We start from the raw sequence: 16,464 nt of genomic DNA on the forward strand, positions 1-16,464 counted from the left end.
TGACGCTGGCCCCACAACCAATGGGGCGGTCGAGTACGATGTTTATTGAACGGCTCAGTCTAACAAATTTCCGTTGCTTCGGACCTGAAGCGACAAGCATCGGCCTCACCTCCGGCCTCACCACCTTTGTCGGCGTGAATGGCGCGGGAAAGACGGCTCTGATGCAGAGCCTGCAGCGGCTCTTCGCGGTGACCGGCGATCAGCGTCGCCTTCGGCGTCAAGATTTCCATGTCCCCGCCGCCGAGCTTGTCGCCCCGCTTCAGCGAAGCTTCGTTCTCGAGGCGATCATCGCTTTCCCGGAACTGGACGCCGACGGCTCCGGCGGCGCGGCGATCCCGGAATTCTTCCACCAGATGGCCGCTGAAGAGGGCGGGAAGCTGAAATGCCGCCTACGGCTCGAAGCGACCTGGACCGATGACGGCTCGCTCGACGGAGCGATTGAACAGAAATACTGGGCCGTCAGGACGTTTGGGGAATTCACCGACGCCGATTGCACCGAATTGAAAGCCACCGACCGGGCGCGGATCCAGATGATCTACGTGCCGGCGACGCGGGACGGCGCCTCCCAGGTGACAGCTTTTCTGCGCGGCCGGCTGTGGCGCGCCATCAACTGGTCGCAGGGTGTCCGCAGCACGTTCACGAACGCCGGCGCTGCCTTGAACGGCGCTTTCGCCGGGGAGCCGGCCGTCGACGTAATTGCCGCAGCGGTGAAGCGGCGGTGGCAGGAAGTCTACACCGCCGGAACGGACACGACGCCGGTCTTCCGCCCGCTCGATCTGCGCTTCGAGCATTTCATCCGCAAGGTTGAGGTGGTCTTCCGTCCCGACGAAGCGGGACGGGAACGGGCCCTCGATGACCTGAGCGACGGCCAGAGGTCACTCTTCCACTTGGCGATGACTGCGGCGACGCTGGATGTTGAAGCGGGGATCGAAGCGGATCCCGCCGGGGCCGGTTTCCAGGCCGGCGGCGTACCCCTACCGGCGCTCACGCTCATCGCGATCGAAGAGCCCGAGAACAACCTCGCCCCATTCTATCTTTCGCGCATCGTTCGGCAGATTCAGGATCTGACGAAGTCGCCGCAAGCGCAGGCCGTGGTTTCCAGCCATTCCCCGAGCATCCTCGCGCGGGTGGATCCGACCCAGGTCCGGCACTTCCGGCTCGATCCGCATGAGCGAACGGCCCGAATCCGCCCGATCAACCTTCCCGTCGGCGAGGAAGAGGCGTCCAAATTCATCCGCGAGGCCGTACGCACCTACCCCGAACTCTACTTCGCGCGCTTCGTCGTGCTGGGAGAAGGCGCCTCCGAAGAGGTCGTGCTTCCGCGTCTCGCCGAGGCCATGGGTCTCGACATCGACCGATCGTTCGTCGCGGTCGTTCCCCTCGGCGGTCGCCATGTGAACCACCTCTGGCGGCTGCTGACCGATCTAGACATTCCTCATGCCACCTTACTGGATCTCGACTGGGGCCGAGCCGGTGGCGGATGGGGGCGTATTAAGACCGCCTGCACTCAGCTGCTCGCCAACAACGTCGCGCCTCAGGCAATATTCGGACAGCACCTCGACCCGCTTGGCCCGGCGGCGAACCTCGTGGCTTTCGACGGTTTGCACGTGGGAGACACGGCGAGTCTTATCCACTGGATGAACTGGCTGCGTCAGTTCAACGTTTTCTTCTGCACACCTCTCGATCTCGACTATTCCATGCTTTCGGCCTTTCCTCTCGCCTATCAGGTTATCGAACCAGGCCGCCAGGGGCCATCGCCCGCCGGCGAGCCTCGCACATCCGTCCTGGGCGACGACGGCCAGCCTCATCTTTACGATGCGAGCCACGACGCCCTGATGCGGTGGTATCGCTATCTCTTCTTGGGGCGCGGCAAGCCCAGCACCCACGTCAGGGTCCTCAGCGCCCACGACTCGGCCGCCCTCGCAGCGGGCGCGCCCGAAGAGTTGCGTGTGCTCCTCACTTCGATTGTCGCGCGTCTGACGCCGCCGCCGTTGCCGCCCGTCGGCCCGTGACCATGCGCCTCGTTCGGCCAGAGGACTGGCGCCCCAGCGGCATCGACGATCTTGAACCGGCGGCGTGGAACGCCCTGCGTCACGCCGGCTCGGCGTGCGTGGTCGCGGGCCCCGGCGCCGGCAAGACCGAATTCTTGGCCCAGCGCGCCGACTATCTTCTCGAGACCGGTCTCTGCCGAGCGCCGCACCGCGTGCTGGCGATTTCGTTCAAGACCGACGCGGCCAACAATCTCGCTTCGCGAGTCCGCCAGCGGTGCCCGCCCGAGTTCACCCGCCGGTTTGTATCGGTCACCTTCGACGCCTTCACCAAGAGCCTCGTCGATCGCTTTCTTAACGCCATCCCCGCGGATTGGCGTCCGACCCGACCTTACGAGATCGCCTTTCCAAAACGGAAGGCGGTGGAAGGATTCCTGACGCTCGCCCGCCTCAATGCGCCGCCGCAATGGCAGGCCGAAATCGCCGGCTACAGCGCGGACGACTTTGAAGCCAAAATCGTGGGCAGCTATCGCTTGCCGGTAGGGCCCATCGTCCCTCAGAACGCCGCCGAGTTCACCATCGCCCGCTGGTGGGCGACACAACTGCGGCCAGGGCAGCCTTCTTTACTCACCTTCATCGGCATCAATCGGCTCGCGGAGCTGCTGCTCAGGGCCAATCCCCACATCCGCCGAGCGCTCGTCGCCACCTACCCCTTCGTCTTCATCGATGAATTCCAGGACACGACCTACGCGCAATACGACTTTCTGCATTCAGCGTTCTCGGGCGGGCAGACCGTCATCACCGGCGTCGGCGACGACAAGCAGCGGATCATGGTCTTCGCCGGCGCGCGCAAGGACGCGTTTCAGCGGCTGCAGACCGACTTTCAAGGCGCCTGCTTTCCCCTGCTCTTCAACTTCCGTTCCTCGCCCGACCTGGTCGCGATTCAGCATGTCGTCGCACGCGCCCTCGATCCGAACACCGTCCAGACGGTCGCCCAGACCGTGCGGCAGGTGAACGGGGACGTCGCTCAGGTGTGGTCCAGCCAGACCATGGCCGGGGAAGCCGCCTATCTGGCGCAATGGATCGCCAACGACATGGCCGCGCGCAGCCGGGCGCCGCGCGACTACGCCCTCCTCGTGAAGCAGAGGTCCGATGACTATGAGCAGGACTTCGCCGGAGCCTTCTCCGCTCAGGGTCTCCGGATTCGTAACGAGAGCCATACTCTCGGGAAAACCTCGCTCCAGGATCTGCTCTCGGACGAGTTGAGCCGGCTTGCGATCGCGATCTTCCGGCTTGGCGCGTCCCGCCGCGCGCCGGCCGCCTGGCAGCTGGTCTCGTCGTCCCTCCTGGTGCTCCGCGCCGTCGGGAAAGACGATGACGTGCGCGCGGCAAAGGTCGAGACTGACCTGACCGCCTTCCTCGCCGCGCTGCGCGCCGATATGGCCGCCACGCCTCCGTCGGAGCAAAGCGCGGCCGACTTCGCCGCGAGGGTTTTTGACTATCTGGACCTGGATGCGATCGCCCGAACCTTTGCCGAATATGGCGTCGGCGACCAGCTCCAGATCATCCTCGAAGCGTTCTGCATCCACTTCTTCCGTAGCACCGACGGCGTGCCGGACTGGACGTCATGCCTCGACGCTTTCGAGGGGCTCAATAAGATCCCGATGATGACCGTCCATAAGAGCAAGGGGCTGGAATATGACACCATCATCTTCGTCGGCCTCGATGACCGGGCTTGGTGGTCTCACACCCCCGGCGACCCCGAAGGAGTCGCTGCGTTCTTCGTCGCCCTCTCAAGGGCGAAGCAGCGCGCCATCTTCGCCTTCTGCCAACAACGCGGAAACCGAAACAATGTAGCTGAACTCTATCAGCTCCTCACGGCCGCCGGCGTGCCTGAGATTGCGGTATAATCCGATGCTGCGGCCGCAGGAGCCTGACCGTTGCGAACGGACGAGCCAAGGTTCCTATGCGTCAGTTCCGGTACAGCTGGCCCACCAATCTTAGTCAACTCCGACATATTAGAGCAGACCTCCTCAACTACCGCAGTGGTTCAGCGATGGTCGCGCCAGTGCGGAAATCATCAAGCGCTTGCTGATGCTCCTTTGTTCGGAGGAGATGCGGCCAAGATCCACCTTGCATTTGCTGCCCGGGAACGCCGGATGCTCCGTCAGCGCTGTCTCGATCGTTCAGCGAGCCGCTCGCTGTCCTCCTCAAGCTGCCGACGGAGGTCGATCTTCGCGGAAATCTCCTCGCCTCGCGTCCGGACAGACGGCATGTCTTTCACGAACGCGGCGAGCACCGCACCCAATTCACGATCCTCACCTCGGTCCGAACGAGACAAGGCCAAAGCCTGGGCAGCGAAATAGCGGCGGACAGTCGCCTGTCGCGCGCGACCCGCCTCGACCCACGGCGTCTTCCTCGCCTTGTCCAGCGCCTCCCGCACGGCCGCGACATCGACAGTTGCCGGTTGGCCATGACCCTGGCTGTAGCGAGATCGAATTCTCCGGAGAACCCCCGGCTCCGCCTTGCGCACGACGCCTCGTGTCCGCCTCGGCGTCGCCTCAGCCTCAACCCCGCGATCCCGCAAAGCGGCCGCAAAGGCCTGCCGCCACTGCTCGAGATCCGCCTTGCGCGGGTTGAGCTTGTGTCCGTCGTGGCCAAGGGTCCGAACCGTCAGATGGACATGGGGATGCCGTTCATCGGTGTGGAAGGCGAAGACATAGGGATGGCTGTCGCCGAACGTCTGGCCGGCAAAGGCCCGCGACGCATCGTGCATGCGGAACGGGTCCGTCCCTGGCGGCATGCTGAGCACAATGGACAGGCTGACCGCGCTATCCTTACGACGACGTGGATCCGCCTCGACCTCCGCCATCCAATCGCCGACGAGCCTCCCGACCTCGGCCCGGGACTGAATCCGCTCGCCGTCCGGCCCCTCAAGCGGAAGTTTTCCGTTCCGTCCGATATAGGCGAGATGGTTTTGGAGGTGACCGCCGTCGCGGGTCCGCCCCGTGATCTTGACCATCACCTCCGGCACGCGTCGGGCGATCCGATCAAGCCGCGCGCGGGGGGCCATGTCGGGGCGGGACCGTGCGATCTGCCCTGGCGGATCGGTCAGGCGCGCGCGCTTTTGCCGGACCGGTGGGCGCACCGTTTCCTCGAACCCACGAACCTGGACGAAGTCCGCCATCAGCGGTCCGACCAATAGTGGAGGTTGCCCTTGAAGGCGTCGTGGACCCCGCCGAGATGGGCGCGGATCTCGACTGCAAAATCGGCGAGTTGAGCGACCTCCAGATCGAGCACCTTGCCGTCGAGGACGGCGGTGTTCATCGCCCTGGCGATCTGGTTCACGTTCACGCCGATGCGCCGCAACTCGCGCTGGATGCCTATGAGGGCGATGGCTTCGGACGGTGAAAGCTGAGGCCGCTCATGGAGGCGCCGTCGGATCAAGGCGACCGTCCATTGGGTGCGGGAAAGGCCTGTGCGAGCCGCCTCGAGCTCCAGCAGGGCCATGTCGTCAGAGGTCAGACGAAGAGACAGTTTGGCGTCGAGCCGATCCACGGACGGCACGGCGAGCTGTGGAAGGGCGGCCTGTGCAGCGCCCTCGATGAGACTGCGCAGGAGACGCGACCGACCACCCCGCCCGGCCGCCGCGGCGTCGAACCGTCGGATCAGATCAGTTGGTAGGCGTACAGTGAGGCGGTCCATGTGCGAGGTGATGTGTCTGACAATGCCGGCGCTAAGCCTATCCTGCCCTAGACCGTCACCATCCTCGCCCCGTAGGCCTCCGGTGCTGTCCGCCCTCCCCTCGGCGTCCGAAGCCGGCCGCTCGCCCTCCGCCCTGAACGGCGCCCCAGCCGGGCGGGTGCTGGACAACCGCGCATTCCACCGCCACCTCCATCACTCCCTCGAACCTGTCCCAGGATCACCGCACCCGTGTCGCCGCTCGACGACTTCTCCCGGTTCTCCGCGATCTCAAGCGTCCACGCCTTTCCGAAGATGCGGTTGATGGCGCGTGACCATGAGCCGGATCTGGTCGCCGGTTCGGGCGAGCTTCGGGTCGTCTCCGCCAACCGCTTCGAGTTCACCCTGATCGGGGAGCCCGAGAACCCCGCCTATGTGTTTGAACAGATGCGGCGCCAGCAGGGTGACCGCTATGACGGACTATCGCGGTTCCGATTGGTGCTCGAGGACGACGAGGGAACCGAGTACGCGGGCGGATGGACCGTCCCAAGCTTCCGCACCGGCGACGGCGCCTGGACCTTCGAGGGCGAAACAGAGTCCTTCATGGGGGGCGGCCGCTCTGAACTGACGCCGACAGGATCGACAGAAGTTCGCTTCCTCATCCCGACCAGGCATCACGCCGCGCAAATGCTGGCGCACTTCGTCACGACCCCTCGTGACCGCCTGCCGCCAGAACCGAGATTCGACCTCGAGGTGATGGGCCAGACCGTCACCTTCAGGTTCGATCGCGCCCTTTCCATGCTGACGATTTCAACACCAGCCTCGGAGTCGCTCCCGCTGACCTACACAGAGAACTGGCTGGGCGAACCTCTGCGTATCCTGTTCGGCCAGTTGGTGTTTCCACGCATGGTCGCCCGTGTTCAATCGGACGGTCACGCGATGCTCGCTGTAAGGCCCTCCCCTCCCTGGACACGGGACTCCGACTGGACGGCCTTGTGGATCGACGAGACCGCCGGATGGGACAAGGCCGGGTTCTGGACCCTGTACGCCGCGCTCCTGACGCATGTCGCCTCGGCGCGGACGGGAGATGGACGAAACTTCGAGGCAAATCCGGTCACCCACTTCCATGAGGAGGTGATCCAGGCGTCGCGCGGGTCACGTTGGGTCTGGGCCATGACCCTCGCCAGCAGCATCGAGGGCCTGGTCTCGATGCTGTACTCTCGCGGAACCCGGCGGGAGGACGCCGATCTTGACGCCAATACACAACTGATCTGCCACATCCGCGCCTGGTCCGGGGACCACGCTCTGAAGGAGGCGGCCATCCGCGCCGTGCAGAGAACGGCCGAAGTCACGACGGCCGTCGCGATGCGCGCGCTGGTCGCCGACGCCGCGATCACGCGAGATCAGGTCAAGGCTTGGCAGAAAGTCCGTCATGCGGTCATGCACGGAAACCTCGTGTCTCCGTATTCGAGCCAAGAAGACGACGAGACCCTTGTCGCGCTCGCCGATCTGATGCGCGCCCTCATCCGGCGCATCGTGGGCGTTGGGCCGGTCGCCGGGGATGCCGCGCGACCGGCGAACGTTTAGCACTCGAGTTCAGGGCGGAGGCTGCAGCGCCTTGAGGTGATCGACAGCCTTCTGCGCGTGGGAAGCGGCCGAGACCACAAACCGCACGTCGTCTTTCAGCACCTGCAGCCAACTGGCGATGTAGGCGGCGTGGTCATCGCGAGGTTCGAGCGCCAAGCCGAGATCCGCGCAGAGGAAGGCCGCGCCCAGTTCGGCGACGAGCTCTTCGCGCGCATAGCCAGCGTCACCGAAGCGTTGGCGGCCGAAGTCCCGGTCGAGGCGGGTGGGGTGCCGGGTCCAGTGGGTCATCTCGTGACCGAGAGTGCTGTAGTAGGCGTCCGCCGTCTCGAAGCATTCGAACGGCGGCATCTGCACATGGTCCGGACCCGGCGCGTAATAGGCGCTGCCTCCGCCGTGGCGAACCTCGGCGCCGCAGTGCTCGAAGAAGGCGTCGAGGCGGGCGATCCGCTCGTCCGGATTGATCTCGATCGTCTCGGGCTGGTCGTAATGATCCGGCAGGCCTTCGATCTGGTCGACGTTGAAGACCGTGTACGCCTTCAGGAAGGGGATGCGCTGCTGGACATCCGCTCCCGTATCGTCGGTCTCATCGCGGACGATCTGGTTGGCGTAGACGACCGTTGCCCCGCGCTCGCCCTTGCGGACGTGGGCGCCGAGGGCCAGCGCCTGGCGGAAGGTCATCCAGGTCGACCGTGTGTATCCGCGGTCGGCGGCCTCGCCCCAGAGCAGGACGACGTTGATGCCATTGTAGGGCGTGCCGTCATGGCGCAGCGGACGGCTGACGGAGGCTGAATGGCTCCAGGGTCGGGTCCAGGGCCGAACCCCGGCTTCAAGCTGACTAACGATCTGTTGGGTGATCCGGGCGTGGATGTCCGGGCGTGCGGGAGCGGCGGGGCGCATCATGGCCTCCTCGAAACGGATTGTGGGAAGAAGGAGCGGCGGCGCGATCTCCGCGCCGCCGCGGCTCTTGGGTCAGCGGGACCAGATCAGGCTGTGTCCGCCCTCGACCTCCACCAGGGAGGCGTAGATCGGCGCCGGGAAGCTGGGGTCGTCGAGCTTGACCGAGAGGTAGTCGCGGTTCTGCTGGCTCGTCTTCTTCCAGGCGGCGCCGAACTCGGTCTGGCCGGCGAAGATCCGGAAGTCGGGGGCCTTGTCGTCGCTCTTCTCGTTGGGCCGCAGGACCGCCGCCTTGACGTTGAGGGTTAGGGTCTTGATCGAACCGGTGTAGCCGTCGCCTTGGGCGGTGAAGGTGCCGATGGTGGCCATGTCAGTCTCTCCTTTGCTTCGGGCCACGCCTGCCGCGGCCTCGATGGCGATCGGCAGACCGAAGTTCGGGCGGCGCGCAGGGAGAGCGAAGCGAGCCCCCGCAGCGAAGCGAAGGACCGCGATGAGAGACTTTCTTGTTGCGCGAGGAAGGCCGTCAGGCCGGGGATGAAAGTCGCGAAAGCGGTTGCGCCAGCCGACCGGGCTTCGGTCAGATCCGCCTCATCGAGAGGCCGCGCCGGCTGGCGCGAAAAGGATGCGAGACGTTGGCCGCCGCCTCACCTCCGAAACCGCTGGCGACACACGACCGGCCGCTCAGCCCCCCCGTCGTTCAGGCTCAGGCCGTGCTCGAGAAGACCGTCTCGACGTCGAGGCGCCCTGCGGGCAGAGCCGGCCCTGCATCAGACCCGGGACGCTGAAGGTCGAGCCAGGCCGCACCCGCCTCGGGCCGCAGAAGCACGATCCGACGGCCGTGGCGGGGGGGCGATATTCGCTCCCGCTTGGTGGTCGGCATGGCGCAGGCGCCATCCTCGATCAGGTCGCCCGAACGAGCCGTCGGCGGGACAGTCGAACGCCTTTCAGGAGTCCTCAGACGAGGTCGAGGTGGTCATCTGAAGAGTCAGAAGACGTCGCAGCAGGGTCGATGCCTCATCACGCGCGCGGTGGAGGTCCGCCAGATCGCCGCGATGGTAGATGCCCTGTCTGAGGCGATTGACCTGTTTGAAGGCCCGCGCATCGCTCTCCAGATCGTCTGATCCCCAGCCGAAACAGGTCAGCAGGAAGTTGTCGGTGATGCTGGGTCGGTAGTCTTCCGCCGTGCGCCGCTCGAGCACCTTGGCGATCAGAGGATGGATCATGCCCAGCGCTCCGGCTTCGATCCGTGCAAGGCTGGCCTGAAAGGCGCCGTTGATGATCCGTTCGATGGCCGCCCACGCGGCCAGGAAGCCAGGCAGCGGACTCACCATGTGATCGAAAGCGGAATGAACGAGACCCAGGTCGGACAGCGCTTCAGCCGTGATCACGGTTCGGAAACGATCGCGATCGACCGTGTCTTCGCGCCCCGCGACCCAGGCGCTGGCTGTAGGCGCCGTGAGTGTCACGACGCTCACAGGCCGGTCGTCCGTCGGAATGCGCACAAGCGTGGTGCGATCGAACAGGCTGAACTCGGGGGAATGGTTGGCGGGGATGCTCAGGGAGAGTGCGGTGAGCACCCGGGTCTCATCGGAAACCAGATCGGCCACTTCGGCCTCGGTCGCGCCGATCGGAAAACCCAGGCCGACCGCGTCGCGCCAGCCCAGCGTCATTTCGGCATGACTGCACGCACGCTGCAGACGGATACAGACGGCGGCGCCCGAGCGAAGCCGCGCCCTCAGTCGTTCAACCGCGCCGTCGGCGCTCCAGGCCGGCGGCGGCGGACCGCCGAGAATCGAGCCGATGGGCGGCCGATGCGCCGCAGGCGGCAGCCCCTCCGCGATCGCGCGCTCCGGAGACGAGGTGACGAGGACCGACCCGCCGTCGAAGGTTTCGTGCAAATCCTCGGCGGGGATGATCCCGCGATGCACGTAAACGGCGTAGCGAATGATCGTGGCTGCGCCGCTGTAGCGGGGCAGCTCAGTCTGACCTGACATTCCGGCTACGCGCTATGGCTGCTCATCGGCGCCGTCAGCCTCGTCGCGCAACTGGCCAAGGCGTTCCTGACAGACCCTCACGGTCAGCTCCCGCAGCACATCAACCCGTTCGGTCAGCCAGGCCAGTTCCTCGGCGCTGATCTTGTAGTGCTCGGAGTAGCGCGCCTTCACATAGGCCTCGCGCAGGAGTTCGAAACAGCGTCGTTCGAACTTGGTCTCGCGGGGCCAAGCCTCGGCGAGGCGGGGGTCGATGGCCTCGGCCTTCTTGCGCAGGAAGGCGAGGTTGTGGGCCTTGCCGCTGTAGAGCGTCACGACCAGCAATATGCAGTGATAGAGATGTTCTGACGCTTGATGCAGCGAGAACGCTGCCAAGTTCGAACTGCCTCGCTCTATGTAGAAACCGGCTCCTGCCTGAAACTCAGCTGAACTAGACATCCACTTCGCATAGTGCCGCTCAGCCTCCTCCAGCGCGACCCGCGCCTTGAGGTCCGCCGGCTTGTGCAGCTTGGCGCCCGGCGTGTCGTAGAGCAGCACGCCCTCGCGTATGATGTCGGCGAAGAAGTAGCGCCCGCGATCCAGTTGCTCGTTTACGTCGTCGAGCGAATGGACGATTAGGCTGACTGGAGTGCGGATGTCAGGCCCGATAGGCATGGTCCGGTTTTCGGCCTCGTGCCAGAATTCGCCGTCGGTCAGGTCTTCATGATCGACCACGATCAGCAGGTCGAAATCCGAGAAGTAGCGTCCGACAGGGTCATGAACCCAGTCGCCGCGCGCATAGCTGCCGTAGAGGATGACCTTGAGAATCTTGCCGTCCTTGAGCCGCGCGGCGCGGCGGGTCGAGATGGCCTCCTCGAACGCTGCGCGCACGGTCTCGACCACCTGACGGAGTTCGGCCTGCTTGCGCAGCGGCAGATGATCGAGGCTTTTCTTCATGGCGGGAGTCTCCGCGATACGGGCGCACACGGCAAGGCTGAATACGCCGTCTTCAACCTGTCCGCCTCCCGAGCGAGCGTTGTCCCGTGCCAACGGTGGTCTTCACCGCCGCACGGCGGCGCCCATGAAAAAGCCGCGCGCCCCCAAAGGGCGCGCGGCAAGTTTTCAGTCTCTGAACAACGGCTATTCCGCCGCGAACGCATAGGCGTCGTCATCGCGCGGTTCGTCCGCGCTTTCGTCCTCCGGCTCCGCCGCATCGGACACCGTCCGCAGGACCGGGGGCAACCACCCCTTGCCCTCCACCAGCCGTTCCGCCGCCTCGGCCATGTCAACCTTCTTGAACCCGGCGATGCGGCCCGCCTCCTCCACGTTGACGGCCTCCGTCACCGCCTCCAGCACCCGCGTCTTCGGCACCCGCGTGAAGTAGCTGGCCGCCGTCGCCGACCACGTCCCGGTCATGTCGAGGCCGACCACCGTCGCCAGCGCCTCGGCCTGCGCCAAGGCGCCGGGTCGCCGGTCGTATGGGTCCCGCACGGCGTAGAGGCCGACCCCAGCGCAGCAGGCCATCAGGTCCAACTGGTCCGATGGAGCCAACCCGAACACCACGCCCCACAGGTCCTCGGCGCGCTCGGGCAGTCGCGCGCCCCACGCCTCGCACCGGTCGCGAACCCGCCGACCGGCAGGACCGTCGTCCACGCCCGGCGCCAGCCGCTCCAGACCGCTGACGGACAGTCGAAGCTGAAGCGGCGTCCAGAGGCCATATCCCGGATAGAAGACCTGCAGCGCCAAGGCATGAACCACGGTCGCCAACGCTACGCCCACATCGGCCTGCACCGCGTCGCGCAGGCCCATGGTCTTGTGGGCCGTAAGGTCGATGACCAACCGGTCGGACAGGGCGCTCCCGACCTCTTCCGGCTCCGGTGCGCTCCCGCCCTGCTCGGCGTCTGCGTCGCCACCGTTGCCCTCGATGTCCGCCTCCTCCGGGGTCGGCGCCACCGCGTCCTCGGCGCGGACGAGTCCGCGCTCGAAGCGGGCCAATCCGTCGTGGCCGAGCATCACCATGACGCCAGCTCGCGTCTTGGCTTCGGCGGCGTAGTCGAAGTCAGGGCCGAAGGCCTGCAAGGCCTTGTCGATCTCCTCCAGCCGCGCGTCCGCTTCGGGCGACAGCCCCTCCGCGCCCGCTTCGGAGACGATCCGGTCATACTCCTCCGACAGGGCCGTGATTTCGGCGGCGTCCGCCTCCGACCGTTCGACAGCCACCGGATAGACCCGTCCGAAGGCCGAGACGTCCGGATAGTCCAGGGCGGGCTCCGCCCATTTCCAGCCCTCCCGCTCGCGCGCCTCATCGGCCAGCCCGGCCAACTTTTCCCCGACCAGTCGATCCAGCAGGACCACGTCTTCCAGCCAGCCGCCGCCGTCCTCGGTGAACAAATCCCGGACGATGCCGCCGCCTTCGGCCTCGTAGGTTTCGACGCCGACGAAGCGGACGCGCCGATCGCCGACGCTCACCTTGGCCTCGGTCATGGCGCGCCGGATGGCGTAGGCCGGGGTGTGGGGGCCGACCTGCTCCAGCACCTGCCGCTGCCGGTCCTGATCCTCGCTGACGCAGAAGGCGGTCAGTTGGTCCAGCGCCAGCGTCCCGGCCCGGTAGGCCGACATCAACTCCGGGGCCGCTGACCCGAGCCGGAGACGCTGACGCACGACATGGACGGACACCCCAAACCGGGCCCCGATCTCCTCGGGGCCGTAGCCCTTCTCGACGGCCAGCCGCTGGAAGGCCTCGAACTGATCGGCGGGATGCATGGCCTCGCGCGTCATGTTCTCGTCGAGGCTGATCTCGTGGGCGTCGTTCTCGGCGTCCACGATCACGCGCACCGGCTGGGTCCGCTTGATCGCCTTGCGCTTGGCCAGCAGCCGAAGCCCCTGACGGCGCCCCTCGCCAATCGTCACTAGGTAATTTCCCGTAGGTTCGCCCTCCTCGGTCCGCTCGATCTCGATCACGGGCGGCTGCAACACCCCCTTGGCCTTGATGGAGGCCGCGAGGGCCTCGATGGTCGCGGGCGCATGCGGCGTCTTCCTCGCGTTCTTCGGCGAGGCCTTGAGCCGATTAAGCGGCACGATGAGTTCCGCGCCGTGTTGTGGCGCGGTCGCTTCAGTCGCGACGGTTTCGGTGGATTGAGCAGTCATGTCTGCCTCCTTTGGGCTTGGGTTGCAGGCACGCGAACTGCGCGCCTGAAACCCTGCCCGTCGGCGAGACCGGGGTAGCAAGGGCCAGGGCGGACCGGCCGGAGGGGGATCACCCGACCTGCACAAGCCTGACCCTGATTGCGGCTATGATGACGATCGTCGGCGTGGAAGGTCGGGGAGACCGGCCGGTCCGGCGGCGCAGCCGCTTCACCCTGGCGCGCGCGAGGGCGGAGCCCTTAGCTCTGCAAGCCCGACGAACCGTGCATTCCGTCGTCAAAGTCGACCGCTAAGAACCGGAGCTTATCGGTCACTGGCCACGATACCCAGTTGCAGCGAGGAAGGAGCCTGAAGAAGGCGGCGCCCATCCTGCGGTGCGGGATGACCGCGGCGGAGTGACTGGGATCGGTGACCCGTCGACTAAGCGACCGGGCGTCATCAGACGACGTCTGCGCAGACGGTGCTGAGAACCGTAAGACCAACACCGCGGGCCTGCGTGTTTTCCCTGCGGCATCTTTCGGTTCGAATCGACCCGAACGAGGAGATGCATCATGGGACAGACCCATTCGCCCCTGCCACGGACGATCAAGAAACCGGAACTGCGCCAGATGGTGCCGCTCGCAGACAGCACCATCTGGGAGATGGAGCAGCGGGGGGAGTTCCCCAGACGCTTCCGGCTGACGCCGCGATGCGTGGTCTGGGATCTGTCGGAGGTGCAGACCTGGCTGGAGAAACGCCGCCGCACCCCCGTCACGCCGGCCAAGGCTCCGGATGTGCGCCTGCGCCGATCACGCCCCGTCCACGACGGGCCGGGCGCCTCCCGACCGCACCTGTAAGCCGCGCCTCGCTTTAGAAAACGGCGAGCGGATTATCGACTGCTTCAGCCGGGGATGGCGGAGGCAAGGGGGACGGGACACGGGCTTCCAGGGCCGATAATTGATTTCTTCACCCCCGCGAGCTATATGTCGTCCCGAGGCCAGATCGGTTGAAACAGCCTCACCCGCCTCTTCGGAGGTCCACGCGTGAGCGAGATAGGGATTTCGATCCCGGAAGCGGCTACCGAGTGACTTCTGATAAGGGCGCCTCCGGGCGCCCTTATCTTTTCCGGTGAAACTTCAGCTTCTCGCCCTTCAACGTCTTGTCGATCAGGACGGCGAAGCGAACCTTGCTCATGTGTGCGATGGCGAGCGCCTGCGCCGGCTCCGGACTATAGGCGCTTTCCACGAAGAGCTTGAGATCGACGCCAGCTTCGGCGCCGCGCTTGACACGGAAGAAGACCCTGTAGTCCCCGGCGCCGCCGTCGTTGCGCACGCCGATCCGCAGAAAGTTCGCCTCCGGCGTCTGATAGACGTGCGCCGTCGGCAGGCCCTTGAGGATGTGCGGGAGCGCCTGCGACAGCCCGTAGCGGATCGGACAGAAGACGCGCCGCCTCGGGCCGTCCCAGACCGTCACTGCAGTTTGGTCGTGCTGGTCGGCGTCGAAGGTTTCACTGAAGCAGTGATTGCTGAACCGGACATCGATCTTCACGCCGTTCGGACGCGACTGGGTGGCCATCTCCAGCACGAAGGGCTCGAGATGGTCGAACGCGAGCGTCTGCCCCGCGACCTTCAGCGGCGGAAAATACGGCCCGGCCATGATCTACAACCGGGACAGGTCCGGCGACCGCTTGCGCAGTCCCGGCCGAACGGCCGCGCGCCTGGTGGCGGCAACCTTATCCCGTGCGCCGATCATGTCCTTGTCCCTGCATTTTCTGTCGGCATCCCCCGATGCATTTCAAAATTTCGGATCGAAACGCGGTGCGCTGGTCTCTGACACAGTCAGGACCGGAGTGTAGGCTTGGCCAGCTTCCCAGGCGTCCACGGCGTTCGACCATTCCTGCGCCATGTGGCGGCGCTGGGCCTCGAACTCCGCCTTGTTGTAGACGCCTCGCGAAGATCGTTCTTCGTGAGCGAGCCCTTTCTCGATCCAGTCCGAGTTGAAGCCCATCTCGTGCAGCAGGGTCGAGGCCGTCCGACGCAGGTCGTGGACGGTGAAAGGCTCAAGCGGAAGGCCACCCTTTCCGGCCCTCTCAGCGATCGCACTGGTGACGCGGTTGAAGGTCGCCCGCGACATCGGCGCATCGGCGTCGTATCGCGACGGCAGGATGTATTTCGAGTTGCCGGCGCAAGTCTTTAGAGCGACCAGGATGTCGAGCATCTGGGTGGAGAGGTAGACGTTGTGAGGACGTGAGCGCTTCATGCGGGCGGCCGGAATCGACCAGACCGCATTCCCGAAATCCACCTCGGTCCATACCCCGTCCTGAAGTTCGCTCTTCCGAACCATGCTGAGCAGGATGAACTTCAGGCCGAGCCTGATAGTCGGCAGAGTCGCCACCTCGCCGAGGAGCATCAGCATGATGCGGATTTCGGCTGGGGTGAGTGACCGATCGCGCGGTCGGAACGTGGCGATCGAAGCCGGACCCACGTCATCCGCAGGGTTGTCGATCTTCTCGCCGTGGAGGATGGCCCAGCCGTAGATCTGTTTGACGATATCCCGGACATGGATCGCCGTGGCGGGCGCGCCGCGATCTACAATCGCCTTGCAGTGGGCCCGCAGGTCGTCAGGTGTAATCTCGCTTAGCAGACGGTTCTTCCACTTCGGCAGGATGTCCCGATTGAAGATCGCCCGGCGCATGTCGCGGGTGCTGTCCGCCATCGGCGCGCGGTCCATCCAGCCCTGGGCGACCTGTGCGAAATCGTGAGCTTCCTTCAAGCGACGTTTGGCGCGCTGCTTTTCAACGGCGGGCGATACCCCGTCTGCGATCGCCTTCTTCACCTCGATCAGCCGCTCGCGGGCTTGGGCCAGCGTCAGCCCGGCCCGACCGTAACGCCCGAGCGTCATGGTCTCTCGACGGCCGTTGAACCGATAGTCGTAGCGGAATGAGATCGCGCCGCCCGTCGAGACATAGACGTACATACCGTCCCTGTCGGTACTCTTGTAAGCCCTTGCTTTCGGACGCAAATTCTTCAGTGCGGTGTCGGTTAGCACGGTATAATCGCCTCTGGCTGTCGGTCCTCGAATTCGGGCGCGCCAAGACAGCTTTTTCTCATCCATTTCAGAGACTTGCTGGAAATGAATACCGTCAGGGCTTGGCCCGATGTCAGGACGGTATGAGCCCGAGTCCGCCAGATCAATGCAGCGGCGTACCGTCGGGCAGTCCGACA

General features: G+C 65.5%; 13 protein-coding genes. 4 read left to right on the forward strand and 9 right to left on the reverse strand.

The window, feature by feature from the left end; genetic code table 11:
• The first annotated feature begins 38 nt into the window (after window positions 1-38).
• Together DXK21_RS03430 and DXK21_RS03435 are read left to right on the forward strand one after the other, a co-directional pair.
• Window positions 39-2,012 (forward strand): ATP-dependent nuclease, encoded by a 1,974-nt coding sequence (locus DXK21_RS03430; protein WP_114816474.1) that lies wholly within the window; start codon window positions 39-41, stop codon window positions 2,010-2,012.
• 2 nt (window positions 2,013-2,014) lie between these two features.
• Window positions 2,015-3,898 (forward strand): UvrD-helicase domain-containing protein, encoded by a 1,884-nt coding sequence (locus DXK21_RS03435; protein ID WP_114816384.1) that lies wholly within the window; start codon window positions 2,015-2,017, stop codon window positions 3,896-3,898.
• Window positions 3,899-4,155: 257 nt separating this feature from the next.
• On the opposite strand, the gene DXK21_RS03440 is transcribed toward DXK21_RS03435, so the two are convergent.
• Both DXK21_RS03440 and DXK21_RS03445 read right to left on the reverse strand, forming a co-directional pair.
• A complete protein-coding gene (locus DXK21_RS03440) occupies window positions 4,156-5,175 on the reverse strand; it encodes a relaxase/mobilization nuclease domain-containing protein (RefSeq protein WP_114816385.1) in 1,020 nt (339 codons plus the stop codon).
• Complete coding sequence (locus DXK21_RS03445; RefSeq protein ID WP_170136948.1) at window positions 5,175-5,693, reverse strand: MobC family plasmid mobilization relaxosome protein; 519 nt, start codon at window positions 5,691-5,693, stop codon at window positions 5,175-5,177. Before DXK21_RS03445 ends, DXK21_RS03440 begins: the two co-directional genes overlap by 1 nt.
• A gap of 228 nt (window positions 5,694-5,921) precedes the next feature.
• On the opposite strand from DXK21_RS03445, the gene DXK21_RS03450 reads away from it, so the two are divergent.
• Window positions 5,922-7,256 carry a hypothetical protein gene (locus DXK21_RS03450; RefSeq protein WP_114816387.1) on the forward strand — a complete coding sequence of 445 codons (1,335 nt, stop codon included), beginning with the start codon at window positions 5,922-5,924 and terminating at the stop codon, window positions 7,254-7,256.
• Window positions 7,257-7,265: 9 nt separating this feature from the next.
• Here DXK21_RS03450 and DXK21_RS03455 read toward each other — a convergent pair whose 3' ends face one another.
• The 5 genes from DXK21_RS03455 to DXK21_RS03475 form a co-directional block, all read right to left on the reverse strand.
• Window positions 7,266-8,156 (reverse strand): ArdC family protein, encoded by an 891-nt coding sequence (locus DXK21_RS03455; RefSeq protein WP_114816388.1) that lies wholly within the window; start codon window positions 8,154-8,156, stop codon window positions 7,266-7,268.
• A 69-nt stretch (window positions 8,157-8,225) separates the two neighbouring features.
• A complete protein-coding gene (locus DXK21_RS03460; protein ID WP_114816389.1) occupies window positions 8,226-8,519 on the reverse strand; it encodes a DUF736 domain-containing protein in 294 nt (97 codons plus the stop codon).
• 575 nt (window positions 8,520-9,094) lie between these two features.
• Window positions 9,095-10,144 (reverse strand): hypothetical protein, encoded by a 1,050-nt coding sequence (locus tag DXK21_RS03465; protein WP_114816390.1) that lies wholly within the window; start codon window positions 10,142-10,144, stop codon window positions 9,095-9,097.
• A gap of 12 nt (window positions 10,145-10,156) precedes the next feature.
• A complete protein-coding gene (locus DXK21_RS03470) occupies window positions 10,157-11,077 on the reverse strand; it encodes a HEPN domain-containing protein (RefSeq protein WP_114816391.1) in 921 nt (306 codons plus the stop codon).
• Between the two features lie 183 nt (window positions 11,078-11,260).
• The gene (locus DXK21_RS03475) at window positions 11,261-13,264 is read right to left on the reverse strand and encodes a ParB/RepB/Spo0J family partition protein (RefSeq protein ID WP_114816392.1); all 2,004 of its coding nucleotides are present in this window, start codon (window positions 13,262-13,264) and stop codon (window positions 11,261-11,263) included.
• Window positions 13,265-13,812: 548 nt separating this feature from the next.
• On the opposite strand from DXK21_RS03475, the gene DXK21_RS03480 reads away from it, so the two are divergent.
• Window positions 13,813-14,097, forward strand: a complete 285-nt coding sequence (locus DXK21_RS03480; protein ID WP_008260373.1) for a helix-turn-helix transcriptional regulator — start codon at window positions 13,813-13,815, stop codon at window positions 14,095-14,097.
• Window positions 14,098-14,356: 259 nt separating this feature from the next.
• Here the strand turns inward: DXK21_RS03480 and DXK21_RS03485 are convergent, their stop codons facing one another.
• Entirely contained in the window at window positions 14,357-14,896 is a 540-nt protein-coding gene (locus DXK21_RS03485) for a hypothetical protein (protein WP_114816393.1), read from the reverse strand.
• A 138-nt stretch (window positions 14,897-15,034) separates the two neighbouring features.
• On the reverse strand, window positions 15,035-16,288 hold the full coding sequence (locus DXK21_RS03490) for a tyrosine-type recombinase/integrase (protein ID WP_114816394.1): 1,254 nt from the start codon (window positions 16,286-16,288) through the stop codon (window positions 15,035-15,037).
• Window positions 16,289-16,464: the final 176 nt, after the last annotated feature.

Origin of the sequence: Brevundimonas bullata (genome assembly GCF_003350205.1) — a bacterium.
Classification (GTDB): Bacteria; Pseudomonadota; Alphaproteobacteria; order Caulobacterales; family Caulobacteraceae; genus Brevundimonas; species Brevundimonas bullata.

Excerpts from the sequence above, each read along its gene's own strand:
- DXK21_RS03430 (WP_114816474.1), top strand. The coding sequence starts at position 39 with ATGTTTATTGAACGGCTCAGTCTAACAAATTTCCGTTGCTTCGGACCT.
- DXK21_RS03435 (WP_114816384.1), top strand. The coding sequence starts at position 2,015 with ATGCGCCTCGTTCGGCCAGAGGACTGGCGCCCCAGCGGCATCGACGAT.
- DXK21_RS03440 (WP_114816385.1), bottom strand. The coding sequence starts at position 5,175 with ATGGCGGACTTCGTCCAGGTTCGTGGGTTCGAGGAAACGGTGCGCCCA.
- DXK21_RS03445 (WP_170136948.1), bottom strand. The coding sequence starts at position 5,693 with ATGGACCGCCTCACTGTACGCCTACCAACTGATCTGATCCGACGGTTC.
- DXK21_RS03455 (WP_114816388.1), bottom strand. The coding sequence starts at position 8,156 with ATGATGCGCCCCGCCGCTCCCGCACGCCCGGACATCCACGCCCGGATC.
- DXK21_RS03460 (WP_114816389.1), bottom strand. The coding sequence starts at position 8,519 with ATGGCCACCATCGGCACCTTCACCGCCCAAGGCGACGGCTACACCGGT.
- DXK21_RS03465 (WP_114816390.1), bottom strand. The coding sequence starts at position 10,144 with ATGTCAGGTCAGACTGAGCTGCCCCGCTACAGCGGCGCAGCCACGATC.
- DXK21_RS03470 (WP_114816391.1), bottom strand. The coding sequence starts at position 11,077 with ATGAAGAAAAGCCTCGATCATCTGCCGCTGCGCAAGCAGGCCGAACTC.
- DXK21_RS03475 (WP_114816392.1), bottom strand. The coding sequence starts at position 13,264 with ATGACTGCTCAATCCACCGAAACCGTCGCGACTGAAGCGACCGCGCCA.
- DXK21_RS03480 (WP_008260373.1), top strand. The coding sequence starts at position 13,813 with ATGGGACAGACCCATTCGCCCCTGCCACGGACGATCAAGAAACCGGAA.
- DXK21_RS03485 (WP_114816393.1), bottom strand. The coding sequence starts at position 14,896 with ATGGCCGGGCCGTATTTTCCGCCGCTGAAGGTCGCGGGGCAGACGCTC.